Here is a 17,807-nt window from a genome sequence, read left to right on the forward strand (position 1 = left end):
CTGATCGCCGGCATCGGCCTACGCGTGGCCGCCGCCTCCGGCACCCTGATCATGGCCATGATGTGGCTCGCCGAGTTCCCCCTGGCGCAAACCACCGCCGCCGGCCAGCCGTCCGGGTCGACGAACCCGATCACCGACTACCACCTCATCTACGCCGTCGTCCTGATCGTCCTGGCCGCCGGCTACGCCGGACACACCTGGGGCCTCGGCCGGATCTGGGCCCGCCTACCCCTCGTCCAACACAACCGCTGGATGATCTAGATCCCCAGCGTCGAACGTGCCGGACCGCCTCCCAGGCGGCCCGGCACATTCACGTTGTGGGGGGCCGAATGGCCACAAGAGTCTTACCCCCTTGCTGACACCAACCGGAGGCCGTGATGACTCGCAAGCCGCTCTGGCACAAGCATCCCGCTGTCCGATCTGGCGGCCAACTGACCCGAGGCGAGCGGGCCGCGGACCGGCTCCGTAGCGTGATGGGTTCCTGGGCCTTCGTCTTCGGCGCGTTGTTGTTTCTCGCCGGTTGGATGACAGGCAACGGCAGCCACGGCTTCGACCCTTACCCGTTCATTCTGCTCAACCTCGTGTTGTCCTGCCTGGCCGCGCTGCAAGGAGCCATCCTGCTGATAGCGGGCCGCCGCGCCGACCAGATCTCCTCGGAGCTGGCGTTGCACGACTACGAAGCCGACAAACACTCCCAGGAAACCGTCGACGCCATCTACCAGCTGACCGCCGAGATCCACCGAGCAGCCTGCCCATCGGCGATTGATCCGGCTGACCCGGATCGGCCCGCATCGACGCGGCACGCCACGGCATGACGCGACTGACAGACACTTCGCGTTGCGTGACGGCCTGGCTTCGAGCGGCCGCGTCCGTACGCGGTGGCGAGGATGAGCACATTGGCGAAGGTGGGCGCTGAGCCCGCGCCGGTCGCCGGCGCCCACCCCGCCGTCCGCGCTGCCAGGCTGCCGGCGACCGAAGCCCTCAGTGCTCCCTGGTGCCGTCCACACCCGTGGCGAGCGCCTGCTCCACCGCCGCCCGCAGGCTCACCGGTGGGCGGCCGAGCAGCCGCGCGAGGTCGTCGGTCTGGCGCTCCAGGGCGCCGGCGCGGGCCAGCCCCATCAGGAAGCCCATCGGGCCCTCGACGGCGGCCTCCTGGTAGTCGACCGGCTTGCCGCTCACCGCACCGAGCGCGGCGGCCAGCTCCGGATAGGTCCACAGTGGACCGGTCAGGTCGTAGTCGCGGCCCAGATGCTCGTCTGAGGTCAGCACGGTCGCGGCCGCCGCCGCCAGGTCGGACCGCAGCGCCGTGTTGAGGCCGCGGCCGCCGGTCGCGCTTTCCAGCCGGCCCGACGCGACCGCCGCGGCCAGGCCGGCGTTGACGAACGCGTCGGTGTAGAACGGGTGGCGCAGGATCGTGTAGGCGAGCCCGCTGCGGGCCACGGCCTGCTCGGTCTCGTGGTGCGCGGCGTTCATCGGGTCGCCGGCGCGGTCGGCGCCGAGGAAGCTGGTGTAGGCGATGGCGCGTACGCCGTTGTCGGTTGCCGCCTCGATGACCGCGCGGTGTTGCTGGATCCGCCGTTCGGTGGCGAGTTCGGGCGACGAGACGAGCAGCACCCGCTCGGCGCCCCGCAACGCCGACCGCAGCGAGGCCGGGTCGTCATAGTCACCGCGCCGCGCCTGCACCCCCGCCGGGGCCCGGGCCGGGTCCCGGACGGCGGCGACGACGTCCGCACCTCGAGTCTGGAGTTCCGAGACCACCAGCCGGCCGAGCGCACCCGACGCCGCACACACCACGATCATGCGAGCAGGCAACACCGGGCGGTGTCGTTCGCGCCACCCAATATCCCGATGCGAGGGCCGCTCGGGTTAGATGAGGCCATGCGCTATCGCAGGCTCGGATCAACCGGCACCGTCGTCTCGACGCTGTGTCTCGGCACGATGACGTTCGGGAACGAGACCGACGAGGCCGGGTCGCACGCCCAGCTCGACCGCTTCGTCGAGGCCGGCGGCACCTTCCTGGACACCGCCGACGTCTACTCGCGCGGCATCTCCGAGGAGATCGTCGGGCGTTGGCTGCGCGGCCGGCCCGGCGTGCGCGACAACCTGGTGATCGCCACCAAGGGCCGGTTCCCGATGGGCGAGGGCGGCAACGACGCGGGCCTGTCCCGGCTGCACCTGACCAAGGCCCTCGACGCCAGCCTCGGCCGGCTCGGCGTCGACGCGATCGACCTCTACCAGGCGCACGCGTGGGACCCGATGACCCCGATCGAAGAGACACTGCGGTTCTTCGACGATGCGGTACGCGCCGGGAAGATCCGGTATGTCGGCGTGAGCAACTTCGTCGGCTGGCAACTCCAGAAGGCCGTGCTGCTGGCCCGCTTCGCCGGCCTGGCGCCGATCGTGACCGTGCAGCCGCAATACAACCTGCTGGCCCGCGACATCGAGCACGAGGTCATGCCGGTCTGCGTCAACGAGGGCATCGGCATCCTGCCCTGGTCGCCGCTCGGCGGCGGCTGGCTGACCGGCAAATACCGCCGCGACGACCTGCCCACCGGCGCGACCCGGCTGGGCGAGAACCCCAACCGCGGCGTCGAGGCGTACGCCGGCCGCAACGCCGCGGAGCAGACCTGGCAGGTGGTCGACGCGGTCCGCGCGATCGCCGAGTCGCGCGGAGTCTCGATGGCCGCGGTGTCGCTGGCCTGGCTGGTCGATCGGCCCGCGGTCACCTCGGTGATCCTGGGCGCCCGCACCGTCGAGCAACTCGACGACAACCTGACCGCCGCCGACCTGGTGCTCACCGACGACGAGCGCGCGCGTCTCGACGAGGCCAGCGCGCCGCGGGTCGCCGACTACCCCTACGGCCGGGCCGGCGTCGACCAGCAGGCCCGCCGCCTCCCGGCCTGACGGGTGCGCCGCTAGGGTCGAGCTGTGTCGATCTTTCGTTCGCCGCAGGTCATCCTCTTCAGTGCCGACGTGCCGCGGGCGGTCGCGTTCTACACCGGCCTCGGCTTCGCCGAGACGTTCCGGGTGCCGGTGGACGCGGAGCCGATCCACGTCGACCTCGCGCTCGACGGCTACAAGATCGGGATCGCGTCGGTCGCCTCCACCCGCGACGACCACGGCCTGAGCCCGATCGCCGAAGGCCAGCGGGCCGCGGTGATCCTGTGGACCGACGACACGACGCGGGCGTACGAGGATCTCGTCGCCCGCGGTGCGCCCGCGCTCGCCGCCCCGTACGAGTGGCTGGGCCGGTTGTTGATCGCCTGGACCAGTGACCCGGACGGCAACCCGATCCAGATCGTCCAATCCCTGGCCGGCTAGCCGGCCGCACACGGGCATGAACGGCGCCGGACGGGGTATTCGAGACTCACCGACCTAGGGAGGTAGGACATGCTCGGAACCGCTGTCCGGCGGTGGGCGGTCGTCGCGGTCGCCCTGCCCCTGGCCGCCGCCGGTATCCGCAAGGTCACCCAGGTCGTCGAGGCCCGCCGCGGGCCCAGCGGCCTCACCAAGGGCATGCGGCAGTTCGCCGACCTGCTCGGCATGGGCCGCCGCCCCCGGCGCCGGTTCTTCTAGTCACTGTGCGAGCCGGCCGCGCGTCCCCTCGGGGTCCACGCGGCCGAGCGTCGCACGCCTCAGTCGACCCGGCCGCAATAGGCGCCCGAAGTCCGCTGGTGGAGCATGGCGCGGCGGGTGTTGGGTCCATATTCGCCGTCGGCCGCGGTGCCGGACAGCTGCTGGACCCGGCGCAGCGCCCGCTCGGTCTCGGGCCCGAAGTCGCCGTCCACGCCCACGTCCTTGCCCAGCAGGTCCCACATCTGCTGGTGGTAGCAGATGTTCATGTCGTTCTGCAGCTGGCGGACCGCGACCGAGTTGTCGCCCCGGGTCAGCAGGCAGTCGAACGGAGTCCAGGACGGGTAGATGATCGGCACATAGGCGTCGTTGGACTGGCCGACCCGGTTGCAGTGCAGGGTGGCCGCCTGCGACGGTGACTGAAGGACCACCACTGACGTGACGGTGGTGGCGGCCATGGCGGCCAGCCAGAGCCCGATCCGCGCCGCCCGCTTGGTTCGCGTCATCCCCTTTTCCCCTCACGCGGGCCTCGGTCGGGCACCGCACGGGCACCTTGCCGGCCGGACCTATCCGCGGCCTATCCGGCGACCGACCGCGCGGATGGCGCCTCTGCGTGACCGGCCGCTGACCGGTTGCGGGGCTGGCCGGAGCGGCCCCGCGGGTGGATCCTGTCCCGGTGAGTTTCGATCTGGTGGTGGTCGCGATCGATCCGGCGGCGACGCCGGACGACGTGCGCGCGATGGTCGAGCGGTGCCGCGGGCCGTGGCACCCCGACGGCGAACCCGACCCGCGGATCGTCGCCTTCTACACCGACCTGAGGTCCACCTTCCCGGACCGGCCGCCGTTGGACGACGCGTCGCCCTGGACCGGCGTGCCGCTGGATGCCGGGATCGACCACGTCGTGATGTGCATCAGCTACTCACCGGTCGGCACCCGCGCGGTGGAACTGGTCGTCGACCTCGCCGAGAAGCACGGACTGGTCCTCTGGGACCCGCAGCTGGAGGAGGCGTTCGCGTTCGGCGACTGACCGCGGCCGAACGGTTCGGCGCGCTTCGCCGTAGCGGCGATGAACGTCGGATGACCGATCGGCGAGACGGGCTTCGTGACGGTTGGCCGGCCGCCCCGCTGTGAGATCGTCGCAGCGGGAGGTGCGGATGCTTGTCGTCGTGCTGCTCGGCCTGACGGCCGCCGTCCTCCTGTCGGTGGCGGCGGCGTTGCAACAACACGCTGCCCGGCGCGCGGCCGGCGCCGGCCTCGCCGCCGGCGGTCCCCTGCCGTTGCTGAGGGTCGCGCACCGGCTCGTGCGATCGCCGGTCTGGGTTTCCGGCCAACTCACCAGCGCGCTCGGCGCCGGTGTGCAGGCCGCCGCGCTGCATCTGGGTTCGGTCGCGCTCGTGCAGCCGCTGCTGGCCACCCAACTGCTCTTCGCGCTGCCGCTCGGCGCCCGCCGCTCCCGCCGTTGGCCGCGGGCCCGCGACTGGCTGGCCGCCGGCGCGATCGTCGGCGCGCTCACGCTGTTCCTCACCGTCCGCGGCGCGGTGCCGGCGCACGGGCACTGCGACCCCGACCGGTTGCTGGCCGCATTCGCCGCGACGGTCGTGCTCGCCGGCCTGACCGTCGCGGTCGCCACCAGCAAGATCGGGCGCCGAGGGTACGCGACCCTGCTGGCCGTCGGCGGCGCGCTCTGCTCGGCCCTCAGCGCCGTGCTCCTCAAGGTGACGGCCGAGAGCGCGACCGGACGCGGGCTCCTGGCAACGGCGACCCATTGGCCGGCGTACGCCCTGCTTGCCGCGATTCTCGGCGCTCTGCTGCTCGGCCAGCAGGCGTTCGCGTCGGGGTCGCTGGCCGCCGCCGTGACCGCGGGGTCGATCACCAACCCGGTCGCCAGCTACGTGCTGAGCGTGGTGGCCTTCCACGCCGCGCCGCCCCGTGGTGCCGGGCCGCTCGCGGCGCTCGGCGGTGCCGCGCTGCTGCTGCTGGCCGGTGCCTGGGTGCTGGCCCGCTCGGCCGCGGTCGGGCTAGGCGGCGAGCTCGACGCCGGCCCGGGCGACCGGCTCGGTGGCCAGGCCCGCCAGCATCGGCAGGTTCTTGCTGATCACGCCGGTCACGCCGATCGACCGGGCGCGCGCCAGCGCCGCCGGCGAGTCCACCGGCCAGGCGAGCACGGTGTCGGTGGCCCGGTGCAGCTCCTCGACCACGGCCTCGGAGAGCAGCCGGAGCCGGATCGACACGCCGTCCACCCGGCCGCGGCGCAACCGGGCGCGCAGGCGGGCCAGTTGCAGCGGGTCGCTGGCCGAGAGGATGCGCCGCACGTGCGACTGCCCGGCGAACGCGTCGAGCATCGCCCACTGCTTGGTGCACACCGCCACCGGTACGCCCGGCGCGTACAGCCGCAACGCCTCGGCGACCTCGGCGGCGACGTCGAGTGACGGGCCCTTGAGGTCGAGCATCAGGCGGGGGTCGCCGGCGGCGGTGGCGAGCACCTCGCGCAGGTCGGGCACGATCAGGTTGCGGCGGCGGTGCAGCTGCGCCCACCGCTCCCAGTAGAGGTGCGGGCCGAGCGCCTTGCGGTGCCGGACCTCCAGGGCACCCCGGTAGAGGTGCACGTCGGCCTCGACCAGATCGACCCCGGCCGCCAGCGCGGCCTGCAGGTCGAGCAGGGTGTTGCCGGCCCGGTGGGCGACGGCGAGCAGGGGGGTCATGGCCGGAAGGGTAGCTGGCCATGGATGCCAGAAGCGCCGATGTGACACGACCGGCGGTTGAGCACCGGGGAAACAGGGCGAGACCAACCCGTGTGGCAGATGTGAGACGGATTCTCCAGATCCTCATCTTTTGTCCGGCCGTTCGGGCACTATCGGCCGTACGGGCGTGACCGAGCCACATGTCCGGCTCGGGACCGAAGTGACGCGGGTGACTACGGGGGATCAAATGAAGAAACGTGCACGGCTCGGTGCCGTGGCAGTGATGAGCGCGATGGGCCTGCTCGCCCAGGTACCCGCGTTCGCCAGGGTGCAGACGGTGGTGTCCGGCACCGGCACGGACATGTGTGCGGTCACGGACGAGTCCGCATCCGAGTCCGGTGACTGGTCCGACGACTGGTCCGAGCCCAGCGAGGGCGGCGAAGTGTTCCCGGACCCGGCGCCGACCGACGTGCCGGTGCCGCCGCTGGCCGTCGCGCCGCCGGCAATGGCCGAGGCCCCGGCCGCAGCCAAACCGACACCGACGCCGTCGCCGGCCCCCGCGCCGACCGCGACCGCCAAGCCGCCGGCCGCCGCCAGCGGCCCGCTCGCCGCGCCGTCGCCGGGGGTGGCCGCGACCGAACTGCCCAGCGCCGACCCGGCACCGACCGTGACGCCGGACGCCACCGCGCTGCCGCAGGTCGCGCCCTCGGCACCCGACGTCGCGGTCGAGTCCGCACCGCCGTCGCCGCCCAGTGTCGCGGTCGAGTCGGCACCGCCGTCTCCGCCCAGCGTCGCGGTCGAGTCCGCACCGCCCTCGCCGCCCAGCGTCGCGGTCGAGTCGGCACCGCCCTCGCCGCCCGGCGTCGCGGTCGAGTCGGCACCGGCCTCGGTGCCCGGCGTCGCGGTCGAGTCCGCGCCGCCCGCGGTCGAGTCCGCGCCGCCCGCAGTTGAGTCCGCACCGCCCGCGGTCGGGTCCGCGCCGCCCGCAGTTGAGTCCGCACCGCCCGCGGTCGGGTCCGCGCCGCCCGTGGTCGGGTCCGCCGCGCCCGCGATCGCCGAGGCCCAGCCCTCGGCGCCGGGAATCGCGCCGACGGTCAGCCCCACGGCCGACCCGAGCGCCACCCCGGCGGTGCCGGGGATCGCCGCCACCGTCGACCCGACGCCGGCGCCAACGGAGAGCGCGCTGCCGCTCACCGACCCCTATGCGGCACCGGACACCACCGTCGACCCCTACGCCACCACCGACCCCTACCTCGTCCCCGAGGCGTACACGGGCCCGAGCACCGCCGAGTCGACCACCGGCGGTATGGGCGGCGGGCTGGCCGAGCCCGACCCGTTCGCCACCGACCCCTTCGCCACGACCACCGCCGACCCGTTGGCCACCGCCACCCCCGACCCCTGGGCCGCCCCCGACCCCTTCGCCACCGGCACGCCTGACCCGTCCGCGATGCCGGCGCCACCTCCGGTGGCCCTCGTCGATCCCTCCGCCACCCCGTCCGTCGTGGCGGGAACAGTGGCTCCGGTCGGGCCGCCGGACAGCGCCGTCCCCTACGACGCGACCGCGGCGTCGCCGCTGACCGCCGACGAGGGGTTCGTCGACCCCCGCTACGTCGACCCGAGCACGGCCCAGTCCGACTGGACCGGTGCCGAGGACGAGTGGTCGGGCTCGGCCGACGAGAACTGGTGGGGCCAGGACTGGTCCGACAGCTCCGACGGCTGGGGCTGGGCCGGCGAGGACCAGACGAGCACGACCGAGGAATCGGAGCCGTACGCCGATTCCTGGGAGGCGCCGCAGGCCGAGGGCTGCGCGCCGGCCGACGACCGGTCCGGTGAGGACTACACCGAGGGCGGGTGGCATGACGGTTCCTCCTACCAGGAGCCGCAGGCCGAGGAACGCGCGGTCGAGGAGCCGCACTACACCGAGCCGGTCCGGGAGGAGCCGCACTACTACGAGCCGGCACCGCAGCAGGCCGAGCCCCAGCGCTACGACCCGCGCCCCGCCGACCCGGCGCCACATGCCGCCGACCCCGCGCCACATGCCGCCGACCCCGCGCCGCAGGCCGCCAAACCCGCGCCGCAGGCCGTCGACCCGGCGCCGGTCGTACCCGAACCGGTCCTGCCTGAGCCCGTCGCACCCGCGCAGACCGATCCGGCACCGATCGACGCCGGCCCCTGGGGTCCGGGCGCGTCCACCTCGCTGAACGCGGTGCCGGTGGACCCGGACGTCGAACCCACCCGCACCGAGGAGCCGGCCACCACGAGCTGGATGCCCGGCGCCGCCGCCTCGACCGAGGGGACCGCGAAGCCGGATACGAAGGCGGCCAAGCCCAAGGCCACCAGCACCGCGTCGGCCAAGCCCAAGGCCACCAAGGCCGCCAAGGCCACCAAGGCGGCCAAGGCGGCCAAGCCGAAAGCCACCAAGGCCGCCACCGCGACGCCCACGAAGTAAGAGCCCCACACCCGCCGCCCGCAGCCGCCACCAGGCGCTGCGGGCGGCGCGCGTCCCCTGTTACCTTGGAACGGTCAGGTTCCCCGGTTTGCCGCTTCAGCCGACCCGAGGGAATGTGGCATGGGCACCTATCTGGAGACCGACAACAAGACCAGCACGGCCGCCGACGGCGTCACCTACGCCTACCGCGAGAGCGGCCAGGGCAACATGCCCCTGGTGCTGCTCCAGCACTATCGCGGCAATCTCGACTTCTGGGATCCGGCCCTGATCGACGCGCTGTCGGCCACCCGCCGGGTGATCACATTCGACTACGCCGGCGTCGGTGGCAGCACCGGCACCACCGCCGACACCATCGACCAGATGGCGCGGGAAACGGTCGCGTTCATCACCTCGCTCGGCCTCGATCGGGTCGACCTGCTCGGCTTCTCGATCGGCAGCTTCGTCGCGCAGCGGGTCGCGCTCGACCGGCCGAGCCTGGTGCGCCGGCTGGTGCTGGCCTCGACCGCGCCCGAGGGTGCCGAGGGCATGTTCGGTTGGGCACCGGACGTGATCGCCGCGGTCGGTGCCCCCCAGAGCACCCCCGAGGACTACCTGTCGGTGTTCTTCGCGCCCAGTGACAGCAGCCGGGCCGCCGGAGAGCAGGCGCTGCAACGCATTTACGCCCGCGAGGCCGGCCGCGACAAACCGACCACCTGGGACACCCGGCTCAAGCAGTACGACGCCGTCGTGCGCTGGGGCACGCCCAACCATGCCGCGCTGCAACGGCTCAGCGCGATCGACATCCCGGTGTTCGTCGCCAACGGCGACAGCGACCCGATGATGCTGCCCCGCTACAGCCATCTGGTCGCCGGCCTGCTGCCGAACGCCGAGATCAAGATCTATCCGGACTCCGCGCACGGCTTCCTGTTCCAACATTTCCGCGAGTTCGCCGACGACCTGACCCGGTTCCTCGACGGCGAGTTCAGCGTTGCCACCAGCCCGCAGTGATCCCGTCCGGGTCGTAGCGGCGGCGCACCTGGCCGAGCCGCTCCCGGATGTCGTCGGGCCAGCAGGCCGCGACCCGCTCGGCCGTGATCGGCTGGCTCACGACGTTGGGGTTGTTGACGTCGGCGATCCACGGCGCCGCGGTGCGGTCCCAGCGCGCGGCGGCCGCCGGCGCCTCGCTCGCGAACGACTCCGGCGCGGCGGAGACAAACCCGCACGCGAAGCCCGCGCCGCGACCGCCGACGGCCGAACCGCCCGGCACGTCGCGGCCGGTCGCCGCGCCGAGGTGGCGCAGTTCGCCGGCGAAGAACGGCGAGTCGCCGGCACCAGGGCCGACCACGTCGAGGAACGCGGTCCCCAGGCCCTGGTCGACCCGGTCCAGCATGTTCCCGTGCACATAGGCCGGGATCGGATCGGTCGGGTCGTTGTGGATGCGGCCCAACTCGGTGGCCGGGAGTTCGCCGATCATGTCGAGGTAGACCGGTGACGCGGCCCGCAGCGGCGCGATCAGACGTTCGCCCTCGGTGGTGTCGCCCGGGAACGCGAACCGCACGCCGAGCAGGAGCTTGCCGCGCATCGGCTCGGGCACCTCGGGCAGCGGCGGGAACCCGACCACCTGCACGCTGGTGGTGACCCGTTCGTCGGCCCCGGCGGTCCAGTCGATCCAGCCGCGCAGCATCCGCTCGATGTCGGACGTGTCCACGAAGAACGATCCACCGTAGACAGACGTCACCTCGACCAGGCGGACCCGCATCTCGATCACGACACCGAGCCCGAACTTGCCGCCGCGCAACGCCCAGAACAGGTCGGGGTTGGTGTCGGCGTCGGCCTCGACCACCTCGCCCTCGCCGGTGACGACGGTGAACCCGGTCGCGTAGTCGGAGCTGAAGCCGTGGCTGCGGGCCAGCGGGCCGATGCCGCCGCCGAGCAGATAGCCGACCGCGCCCACCGCCGGCGACGAGCCGGTGACCGGGGCCAGCCCGTAAGCGGCGGCGGCGTCGACCACCGGCTTCCAGCGCACCCCGGCGCCGATCGTGGCGGTCCGGGTGTCCGGGTCGACCCGCAGGTGGTCGAGGTGCCGGGTGCTGAGCAGCATCCCGGACTCGATCGGCGCCTCGGCGCCGTGCCCGGTGCTCTGCACGCTGACCCGCATCGCGGCGGACCGGGCGAACCGCACCGCCTCGACGACGTCGTCGACGGAGGTGGCCGTCACGACCAGGTCGGGCCGCGGTGCGAACGACAGGTTGAAGCCGGCGGCCGCGGCGGCGAACCCGTCGTCGCCGGGCTCGTACACGGGTCCGCGTACCCGGTCGGCAAGGGTCCATGTCATGGCGTCACTCCTATCCGTCGTTGTCGGCCGGACCGAGCAACCCGAGTTCGGTGACGTCGAGGGCGGCCTCGAGCTCGCGCATCACGATGTCGTCGATCTCCCGTCGGTCCCGCATGGCGATCACGGCCAGCCGTTCGTGCTCCAGCACGCCCAGCCGCAGCCGGCGCTCGAGCTGCTCGGCGCTGGTCATGCCGGACTCACCGCTGCTACCGCGGGCCTCGCTGGCCGCCGCCTCGTAGTCGGCCCGGACCCGGTCGGTCATCTGCGCAGGCGCGTCCAGCGACCGCGCCACCGCCGGCAGTGCGGCGAGGCCGGCCTCGGCGGCGCGCACCCGGGCGTGCCTGGCCTCGTCGGCGCGGGCGGTGTCGTTGGCCAGGCCGGCCCAGCGGACCACCATCGGCAGGGTCAGCCCCTGCACCAGGATGGTCGTCAGGATCACGACCGAGGTGACGAAGACGATCAGGTCCCGGTCCGGGTACGGGTCGCCGTTGTCGAGAACCGACGGCACGGCCAGGGCCGCGGCGAGCGAGACCGCCCCGCGGAAGCCGGCCCACCCGTACGCCGTGCGCACCTTCCAGTTGAGCCGCCGGGTCCGCTGGATCGCCCGCCGGTCGAAGGTCCGGATCACCAGCGCCATGAAGTGCAGCCAGACGATCCGGGTGGCGATCACCACGGCGGCCGCCGCGAACGCGATACCCACCGCTCGGGCCGTCTGGCCGTTCTCGATCCGCTTGGCTGCCGCCGTGACCTGGAGGCCGACGAGCACGAAGAGGCTGCCGTTGACGATGAAGGTGGCCAGACTCCAGAAGGCGAAGGCCTGCACGCGCGAAGGGGCCCGGATGACCCGCGGCCCGGCGTACGTGATGACCAGGCCCGTCACCACGACCGCGACCACGCCGCTGGCGTGGATCAGCTCACCCAGAAAGAACGCGCCGAACGGGGTGACGATCGACAGTCCGCCCCCGCGCAGCGGGTCGTCGAGGCGGCGCCGGATCCAGATGACGAGACCGCCGCTGACCACGCCGGCGATCACGCCGCCGACGACCGACCAGATCAGGTCGCCGGTGATCGCCAGTTTGCTCGGAACCGACCCGGTCACGACCGCGCCCACCGCGACCGCGAACAGCACGAGCGCCGTACCGTCGTTGATCAGGCTCTCGGCGCGCAGCGTGGTGAGGTTGCGCCGCGGCATCCGTTTCGCGAGTCCGACCACGGCCGCGGCGTCGGTCGGCGCCAGCACCGCTCCCAGGATCCAGGCGGCGCCCGCGGCCACCCCGAGCGCCTGGAGCGAGTACGACAGCGCAGCCATGGTTGCGATGACCAGCCCGATCGCGGACAGCAGGATGACCCGGATGTTGGCTCGGATCTCGCGCAGGCTGGTGTTGAGGCTCTCCCAGTAGAGAATGCCCGGAAGGAAGATCACCAGGACCGCTTCCGGCGGCAGCCGGACGTCGGAAAGCTGGGGAATCAGCGCCAGCAGGCCACCCATGACGATCAGGAGCACGGGTGGGGCGACGCTGTAGCGCCGACCGATGGTGGTGCCGACGATGACCGTCGTGCCCAGCGCGACGATCACCAGCAACCCTTGTTCCACCGCTTCTCCCCCCGGCTCAGCGTGGACCCCATCCAGCATCGCGCGGGTACGACCGTGACCAGGTGTGATCTGGGACCAACCGCAGAGCTATCGGATCCGCGGATGGATCAGCTTCAGTGACAGCCAGGCGGTGGCCACGCCGATGATCACGCCGATCACCGTGTCGGCCAGCCGCAGGATCGGCTGCTGCCACGGCGCCACCGGGCTGATCGCCGACACCACCAGCACCACGGCCGTGGTGATCGCCGCGGTGGTCGCGTCGCCGGGGCGGCCGAGCAGCACCCCGATCCCCGCCGAGACGCCGATCAACAGGCCGAAGGCCCACAGGTGGAACGGGAGGAAGATCAGATAGATCAGGCAGAGTACGAAGCTGACGGCGGTCGCCGACATCCGGGAGATGCCGGCCGTGTAGCTCTCCCGGAACGTCGCCCGGCTGACGAAGATCGTCGACAGCGCCGCCCACATGCCGCCCAGCAGGTCGCTGTCACGGCTGTCGATGTAGAGCCGGGACAGCACGTCGCTGGTCAGCCAGAAGGCCAGCACGCTGGACAGGCCAAGGACCACGCTCTCGGCGACCGCGACCCGCACCTGGCTCGGGGTCGGCGCCCGCCATCCCCGCATGTCCGCAGGCTACCGCCGGGGGTCCGTCAGGACGGCAGGGTTTCCGGGATCTCCACGTCTACTGTGGTCTGCTCGCGCAGCGCGGTGCTGACCGTGCAGTACTTCTCGTGCACCCGCTCGGCGACCGCCCGGAACACCGGCTCGGCCTCGGCGTCGCCCTCGGGCAGCACCACGTCGTACGTCATGGTGATCGTTCCGAGCGTGTTGGGCTTGAGCTTCTCCGCCGTGAGGTCGGCGGCCAGCCGGGTCAGGCGGTGCCCGCGCTGCGCGGTCAGCGGCTCGACGGTGACGATGTTGCAGCCGCCGAGCGCGGCCAGGAGCAGCTCGACCGGGGTGAAGTCGGTGCCCTCCGAGGTGCCGAACCGGATCTCGGCACCACGCCCGTTGCGGGCGATGTAGCCGCCGTCATCCGTGCGCTCGACCGTTACGTGAAAACCCATTCCTTGATCTTCTACCCGTGTGCTTTGCCCCGGCCACCCGGGCCCGTCTTCTTGCGCGGCTTGACGGTGACCGAGATCGGGCTCCCCTCGAAGCCGAACTCCTCGCGCAGCCGCCGCTCGACGAACCGCTGGTAGCCCGGGTCGAGCAGGCCGGTGGTGAAGAGCACGAAACGCGGCGGCCGGGTGCCCGCCTGGGTGGCGAAGAGCACCCGCGGTGCCCGCCCGCCCCGCACCGGGTGCGGGGTCTCCTGCACCAGCGCGGCCAGCCACTGGTTGAGCTGGCCGGTCGGCACCCGGGTCTCCCAGGACTCCAGCGCCTTGCGCAGCGCCGGGGCCAGCTTGTCGACCGCGCGGCCGGTCTTGGCCGAGATGTTGACCCGGATCGCCCACGGGATCCGCTTGAGCTCGCGGTCGATCTCCTTGTCGAGGTAGTAGCGGCGGTCCTCGTCGACCAGGTCCCACTTGTTGAACGCGATGACCAGGGCCCGCCCGGCCTCCACGACCATCGACAGGACCCGCTGGTCCTGTTCGCTGATCGGCTCGGCCGCGTCGAGCAGCACGCACGCCACCTCGGCGGCCTCGATCGCGCCGGCGGTGCGCAGCGAGGCGTAATATTCCGTGCCGCTGGCGTGGCTGACCCGCTTGCGCAGCCCGGCCGTGTCGACCAGTTGCCAGGTCTCGCCGCCGATCTTGACCAGCGAGTCGACGGGGTCGACGGTGGTGCCCGCGACCGAGTCGACGACCGCGCGCTCCTCCTTGGCAAGCTTGTTGAGCAGCGACGACTTGCCGACGTTGGGGCGGCCGACCAGGGCCACCCGGCGCGGGCCGCGCGGACCGTCTTCGACGATCTTGGGCGCCGGTGCGGGCATCGCGGCCAGGATCGTGTCGAGCAGGTCGCCGGCGCCGCGGCCGTGCAGCGCCGAGATCACCTGCGGCTCGCCCAGGCCCAGACCCCAGAGCGAGACCGCTTCCATCTCGATCGCGTTGTTGTCGGCCTTGTTGGCGACCAGGATCACCGGCTTGTTGCTGCGTCGCAGCATCTTCACCGCGGCCTCGTCGACGTCGGTCGAGCCGACCATCGCGTCGACCACGAACAGCACCACGTCGGCGGTCTGCACCGCGATCTCGGCCTGCATCGCGATCGCCTTGGCCCGGTCGCGCGCGTCAGGCTCCCAGCCGCCGGTGTCGACGACGGTGAACTGCCGGCCGTTCCACTGTGCGTCGTAGGGCACCCGGTCGCGGGTCACGCCCGGCGTGTCTTCGACCACGGCCTGGCGCCGGCCGATGATCCGGTTGACCAATGTCGACTTGCCCACGTTGGGGCGCCCGACCACCGCGACGATCGGCACGGGACCGGTGTCTTCGACGTCCAGATCGGACAGTTCCGGGAACGACGAGGAGGCCGTCATGCCGTCACCATGGCGCGCAACCGCGCGACGACGTCGTCGATGCCCAGCGAGGTGGTGTCGAGCACCACCGCGTCGGGCGCCTGCTGCAACGGGTCGACCGCCCGGGTCGAGTCGAGCGTGTCACGGCGCAGCAGGTCGGCCGCGGTGTCGTCGACCGATGCGGCGGTCTCCAGCGACCGGCGCTGGGCCCGGGCGTCGTGCGAGGCGGTCAGGTAGACCTTGAGGTCGGCGTCGGGCGCCACGACCGCGCCGATGTCACGACCCTCGACGACGATCCGCCCGGCCTCCTCGATCAGCTCGCGCTGCCGGGCCACCAGGAGCTGCCGGACCGCGGGCACGGCCGCGACCGCGGAGACCGCGGCGGTCACCTCGGGCCCGCGGATGTCGGCGTCGACGTCGACGCCGTCGGCGCGCACGTGTGGCGCCGCCGGGTCGGTGCCGATCACCAGGTCGAGCCCGCCCGCCACTTTGGCCACTCCCTCGACATCGGCGAGGTCGACGCCGTAGCGCAGGACCGCCCAGGTCACCGCCCGGTACATCGCGCCCGTGTCGAGGTATCGCGCGCCCAGGGCGGCCGCGAGCCGCCGAGACACGGTGGATTTTCCGGAGCCCGACGGGCCGTCCACGGCCACCACACACCGACCGTTAGCCAACTCGTCTGCCACCGTTCCTCCTCGCGCCGTCGACACCTATTCTGCCTGGTCCGCAGAATCAGTCGGCGACGGCCTTGAACAGGGCCGCCACCTCGGCGTTGGTGAGGCGCCTGGTGCGACCCGGTTTGAGGTCACCGAGCCGGATCGGCCCGATGGCGGTGCGGACGAGCCGGTTGACCGGGTGCCCGACCTCGTCGAGCATCCGCCGGACGATCCGGTTGCGCCCCTCGTGGATCACGATCTCGATCTGCGCCGACCGCCCGAACGCGTCGATCAGCCGGAACTTGTCGACCTTGGCGGGCCCGTCTTCGAGCTCGACGCCGGCCAGCAGCTGCCGCCCGACCGAGCGGGGCAGCGGGCCGGGCACCTCACAGACGTAGGTCTTGGGCACCTCGTACGACGGATGCATCAGCTTGTGCGCCAGCGTGCCGTCGTTGGTCAGCAGCAGCAGGCCCTCGCTGTCGGTGTCGAGCCGCCCGACGTGGTAGACCCGCTGGTCGACCCGGTCGAGGAACTCCGCGAGAGCGGTGCGCCCCTTCTCGTCGGCCATCGTCGAGACCACCCCGCGCGGCTTGTTGAGCGCCAGGTAGACCAGGTTCTGGTCGGCGATCACCCGCTGCCCGTCGACGTAGATCTCCGCCTTCTGCGGGTCGACCTTGTCGCCGAGCTGTGCGACCTTGCCGTCGACCGTCACCCGACCCCGGAAGATCAGATCCTCACACGCCCGGCGGGAGCCCACACCGGCGCTGGCCAGCACCTTTTGCAGGCGCTCAGCGTTCGCCATCAGCCACCTCGTCGACGTCATCGGGAAGGAACGGCGCCAGGTCGGGAAGCTGGTCGACCGAGTCGAGGCCGAGCTTCTCCAGAAACAGCGTCGTCGTCCGGTAAAGGTACGCGCCCGTCTCGGGCTCCGTGCCGGTCTCTTCGATCAGACCGCGCGAGGTAAGCGTACGCACCACGCCGTCGCAGTTGACGCCCCGGATGGCCGAGATGCGCGCCCGGGTGACCGGCTGCTTGTAGGCGATCACCGCGAGCGTCTCCAGCGCGGCCTGGGTGAGCCGCACCGACTGCCCGTCGAGCACGAACCGCTCGACGTAGGCGGCGTATCGCGGCCGGGTGTAGAGCCGCCACCCACCGGCGGCCCGGCGCAGCTCGAACCCGTGCCCTTGTTCGGTGTAGCCGGCGGCGATGGCCTCCATGGCGGCCTGCACGCGGTCGGTCGGCTGCTCCAGAACCTGCGCCAGCACGATCTCCTGAACCGGCTCGTCGACGACCAACATGATCGCCTCAAGAGCACCCCGCAGCTCGTCCTCATCGATGACCGCGGGCTCTTCGTGCTGGGCGGTGACCGACGCGGTTGGTTCCCCGTCCGCATCGGGTGCGCGGTCCGGGGCGGGACCGGTGACGTCGGTCGCACTGCCGCCCGCGCTACCGGGATCGGCTTCCTGCGCAAGATCCACCAGGTCGACGTCCGCCGGCGCCTCGGCCAGCTCCGCGGCGACCTCGGGATCCTGCTCCTCCGGGGCGGTCAGGTCCTCGACCTCGCCCACCGCGGCGGCGGCCCTGACGGTTTCGGCCTCCGCCGCCAACTCCGCCTTGGCCTCGGCACCCGGATCGACGTCACCGTCCGCGGCCCGATCGGTCGGGCTGGCGGGCTCCACCTCCGGGGCCGCGTCGGGCTCGACGTCACCGGCCAGGCCGGCCTCGTCGGCCAGCCCGACCTCGTCGATGGCGCGTTCGGCCTCCCCCGCGCCCGCGACCTCGACATCACCGGCGAAGCCGGTCTCGACGGTCGACTCCACGTCGTCGCCGAGGCCGGCGTCGTCCGGGGTCACGATGTCGTCGGCCAGGCCGGCTTCGTCGGCCAGGCCGGCTTCGTCGGCCAAGCCGGCTTCGTCGGCCAAGCCGGCTTCGTCGGCCAAGCCGACCTCGCCAATCGCGGCCTCGGACCCGGCGCCGTCCGCGCGGCCACCTGCGGCCTCGACCTCCGTCGGGGGCTCGACATCGTCGGCCAGGCCGGCTTCGTCGGCCAAGCCGGCCTCGTCGATGCCCGTCTCGGCCTGCGCCTCGTCG

General features: G+C 72.4%; 17 protein-coding genes and 3 pseudogenes. 9 read left to right on the forward strand and 11 right to left on the reverse strand.

Going from position 1 to position 17,807, the window contains the following annotated elements:
* Together AB0J74_RS36920 and AB0J74_RS36925 are read left to right on the forward strand one after the other, a co-directional pair.
* Nucleotides 1-261, forward strand: a pseudogene (locus AB0J74_RS36920) (hypothetical protein); the annotation flags it as partial.
* A gap of 116 nt (nt 262-377) precedes the next feature.
* Nucleotides 378-815: a DUF1003 domain-containing protein gene (locus AB0J74_RS36925; protein WP_363457300.1), complete on the forward strand. Its 438-nt coding sequence runs from the start codon at nt 378-380 to the stop codon at nt 813-815.
* Nucleotides 816-981: 166 nt separating this feature from the next.
* Here AB0J74_RS36925 and AB0J74_RS36930 read toward each other — a convergent pair whose 3' ends face one another.
* Nucleotides 982-1,800 carry an NAD(P)H-binding protein gene (locus AB0J74_RS36930; protein ID WP_363457303.1) on the reverse strand — a complete coding sequence of 273 codons (819 nt, stop codon included), beginning with the start codon at nt 1,798-1,800 and terminating at the stop codon, nt 982-984.
* 78 nt (nt 1,801-1,878) lie between these two features.
* On the opposite strand from AB0J74_RS36930, the gene AB0J74_RS36935 reads away from it, so the two are divergent.
* The 3 genes from AB0J74_RS36935 (at nt 1,879) to AB0J74_RS36945 (ending at nt 3,576) form a co-directional block, all read left to right on the forward strand.
* Entirely contained in the window at nt 1,879-2,904 is a 1,026-nt protein-coding gene (locus tag AB0J74_RS36935) for an aldo/keto reductase (RefSeq protein ID WP_363457306.1), read from the forward strand.
* Nucleotides 2,905-2,928: 24 nt separating this feature from the next.
* Nucleotides 2,929-3,321 carry a VOC family protein gene (locus AB0J74_RS36940; RefSeq protein ID WP_363457309.1) on the forward strand — a complete coding sequence of 131 codons (393 nt, stop codon included), beginning with the start codon at nt 2,929-2,931 and terminating at the stop codon, nt 3,319-3,321.
* Nucleotides 3,322-3,390: 69 nt separating this feature from the next.
* Complete coding sequence (locus tag AB0J74_RS36945) at nt 3,391-3,576, forward strand: hypothetical protein (RefSeq protein ID WP_363457313.1); 186 nt, start codon at nt 3,391-3,393, stop codon at nt 3,574-3,576.
* A 59-nt stretch (nt 3,577-3,635) separates the two neighbouring features.
* Here AB0J74_RS36945 and AB0J74_RS36950 read toward each other — a convergent pair whose 3' ends face one another.
* A complete protein-coding gene (locus AB0J74_RS36950) occupies nt 3,636-4,079 on the reverse strand; it encodes a peptidoglycan-binding domain-containing protein (RefSeq protein WP_363457316.1) in 444 nt (147 codons plus the stop codon).
* A gap of 170 nt (nt 4,080-4,249) precedes the next feature.
* Between AB0J74_RS36950 and AB0J74_RS36955 the strand changes: the two genes are divergently transcribed.
* Nucleotides 4,250-4,600 (forward strand): hypothetical protein, encoded by a 351-nt coding sequence (locus AB0J74_RS36955; RefSeq protein ID WP_363457319.1) that lies wholly within the window; start codon nt 4,250-4,252, stop codon nt 4,598-4,600.
* Nucleotides 4,601-4,727: 127 nt separating this feature from the next.
* Nucleotides 4,728-5,573, forward strand: a pseudogene (locus AB0J74_RS36960) (DMT family transporter); the annotation flags it as partial.
* A gap of 18 nt (nt 5,574-5,591) precedes the next feature.
* Here AB0J74_RS36960 and AB0J74_RS36965 read toward each other — a convergent pair.
* Nucleotides 5,592-6,275 (reverse strand): glycerophosphodiester phosphodiesterase, encoded by a 684-nt coding sequence (locus AB0J74_RS36965; protein ID WP_363457321.1) that lies wholly within the window; start codon nt 6,273-6,275, stop codon nt 5,592-5,594.
* Between the two features lie 226 nt (nt 6,276-6,501).
* On the opposite strand from AB0J74_RS36965, the gene AB0J74_RS36970 reads away from it, so the two are divergent.
* Together AB0J74_RS36970 and AB0J74_RS36975 are read left to right on the forward strand one after the other, a co-directional pair.
* Entirely contained in the window at nt 6,502-8,703 is a 2,202-nt protein-coding gene (locus tag AB0J74_RS36970; RefSeq protein WP_363457324.1) for a hypothetical protein, read from the forward strand.
* A gap of 120 nt (nt 8,704-8,823) precedes the next feature.
* Nucleotides 8,824-9,690, forward strand: coding sequence for an alpha/beta hydrolase (locus AB0J74_RS36975; protein ID WP_363457327.1), 867 nt, complete (start codon nt 8,824-8,826; stop codon nt 9,688-9,690).
* On the opposite strand, the gene AB0J74_RS36980 is transcribed toward AB0J74_RS36975, so the two are convergent.
* From AB0J74_RS36980 to scpB, 8 genes and pseudogenes are all read right to left on the reverse strand, one after another.
* Nucleotides 9,665-11,017: an FAD-binding oxidoreductase gene (locus AB0J74_RS36980; protein WP_363457330.1), complete on the reverse strand. Its 1,353-nt coding sequence runs from the start codon at nt 11,015-11,017 to the stop codon at nt 9,665-9,667. The two genes, AB0J74_RS36975 and AB0J74_RS36980, sit on opposite strands and share 26 nt — an antisense overlap.
* A gap of 10 nt (nt 11,018-11,027) precedes the next feature.
* The gene (locus AB0J74_RS36985; protein WP_363457333.1) at nt 11,028-12,611 is read right to left on the reverse strand and encodes a Na+/H+ antiporter; all 1,584 of its coding nucleotides are present in this window, start codon (nt 12,609-12,611) and stop codon (nt 11,028-11,030) included.
* An 87-nt stretch (nt 12,612-12,698) separates the two neighbouring features.
* On the reverse strand, nt 12,699-13,232 hold the full coding sequence (locus tag AB0J74_RS36990) for an FUSC family protein (protein WP_363457336.1): 534 nt from the start codon (nt 13,230-13,232) through the stop codon (nt 12,699-12,701).
* 26 nt (nt 13,233-13,258) lie between these two features.
* Entirely contained in the window at nt 13,259-13,672 is a 414-nt protein-coding gene (locus tag AB0J74_RS36995) for an OsmC family protein (RefSeq protein WP_363457339.1), read from the reverse strand.
* Nucleotides 13,673-13,683: 11 nt separating this feature from the next.
* Nucleotides 13,684-15,081, reverse strand: a complete 1,398-nt coding sequence (gene der / locus AB0J74_RS37000) for a ribosome biogenesis GTPase Der (RefSeq protein ID WP_363457342.1) — start codon at nt 15,079-15,081, stop codon at nt 13,684-13,686.
* Nucleotides 15,078-15,746, reverse strand: coding sequence for a (d)CMP kinase (cmk, locus tag AB0J74_RS37005; protein ID WP_363457345.1), 669 nt, complete (start codon nt 15,744-15,746; stop codon nt 15,078-15,080). Before cmk ends, der begins: the two co-directional genes overlap by 4 nt.
* A 46-nt stretch (nt 15,747-15,792) precedes the next feature.
* Nucleotides 15,793-16,518: a pseudouridine synthase gene (locus AB0J74_RS37010; RefSeq protein ID WP_363457348.1), complete on the reverse strand. Its 726-nt coding sequence runs from the start codon at nt 16,516-16,518 to the stop codon at nt 15,793-15,795.
* Nucleotides 16,505-17,059 (reverse strand): annotated as a pseudogene (scpB, locus tag AB0J74_RS37015) (SMC-Scp complex subunit ScpB); the annotation flags it as partial. The pseudogene scpB and the gene AB0J74_RS37010, both read right to left, overlap by 14 nt.
* Between the last annotated feature and the right edge of the window lie 748 nt (nt 17,060-17,807).

Origin of the sequence: Asanoa sp. NPDC049573 (genome assembly GCF_040676615.1) — a bacterium.
Classification (GTDB): domain Bacteria; phylum Actinomycetota; class Actinomycetes; order Mycobacteriales; family Micromonosporaceae; genus Asanoa.

Bases quoted from the DNA above. Each gene is read 5' to 3' on its own strand.
- AB0J74_RS36925 (WP_363457300.1), top strand. From the start codon at position 378: ATGACTCGCAAGCCGCTCTGGCACAAGCATCCCGCTGTCCGATCTGGC.
- AB0J74_RS36930 (WP_363457303.1), bottom strand. From the start codon at position 1,800: ATGATCGTGGTGTGTGCGGCGTCGGGTGCGCTCGGCCGGCTGGTGGTC.
- AB0J74_RS36935 (WP_363457306.1), top strand. From the start codon at position 1,879: ATGCGCTATCGCAGGCTCGGATCAACCGGCACCGTCGTCTCGACGCTG.
- AB0J74_RS36945 (WP_363457313.1), top strand. From the start codon at position 3,391: ATGCTCGGAACCGCTGTCCGGCGGTGGGCGGTCGTCGCGGTCGCCCTG.
- AB0J74_RS36950 (WP_363457316.1), bottom strand. From the start codon at position 4,079: ATGACGCGAACCAAGCGGGCGGCGCGGATCGGGCTCTGGCTGGCCGCC.
- AB0J74_RS36965 (WP_363457321.1), bottom strand. From the start codon at position 6,275: ATGACCCCCCTGCTCGCCGTCGCCCACCGGGCCGGCAACACCCTGCTC.
- AB0J74_RS36970 (WP_363457324.1), top strand. From the start codon at position 6,502: ATGAAGAAACGTGCACGGCTCGGTGCCGTGGCAGTGATGAGCGCGATG.
- AB0J74_RS36975 (WP_363457327.1), top strand. From the start codon at position 8,824: ATGGGCACCTATCTGGAGACCGACAACAAGACCAGCACGGCCGCCGAC.
- AB0J74_RS36980 (WP_363457330.1), bottom strand. From the start codon at position 11,017: ATGACATGGACCCTTGCCGACCGGGTACGCGGACCCGTGTACGAGCCC.
- AB0J74_RS36990 (WP_363457336.1), bottom strand. From the start codon at position 13,232: ATGCGGGGATGGCGGGCGCCGACCCCGAGCCAGGTGCGGGTCGCGGTC.
- AB0J74_RS36995 (WP_363457339.1), bottom strand. From the start codon at position 13,672: ATGGGTTTTCACGTAACGGTCGAGCGCACGGATGACGGCGGCTACATC.
- der (WP_363457342.1), bottom strand. From the start codon at position 15,081: ATGACGGCCTCCTCGTCGTTCCCGGAACTGTCCGATCTGGACGTCGAA.
- AB0J74_RS37010 (WP_363457348.1), bottom strand. From the start codon at position 16,518: ATGGCGAACGCTGAGCGCCTGCAAAAGGTGCTGGCCAGCGCCGGTGTG.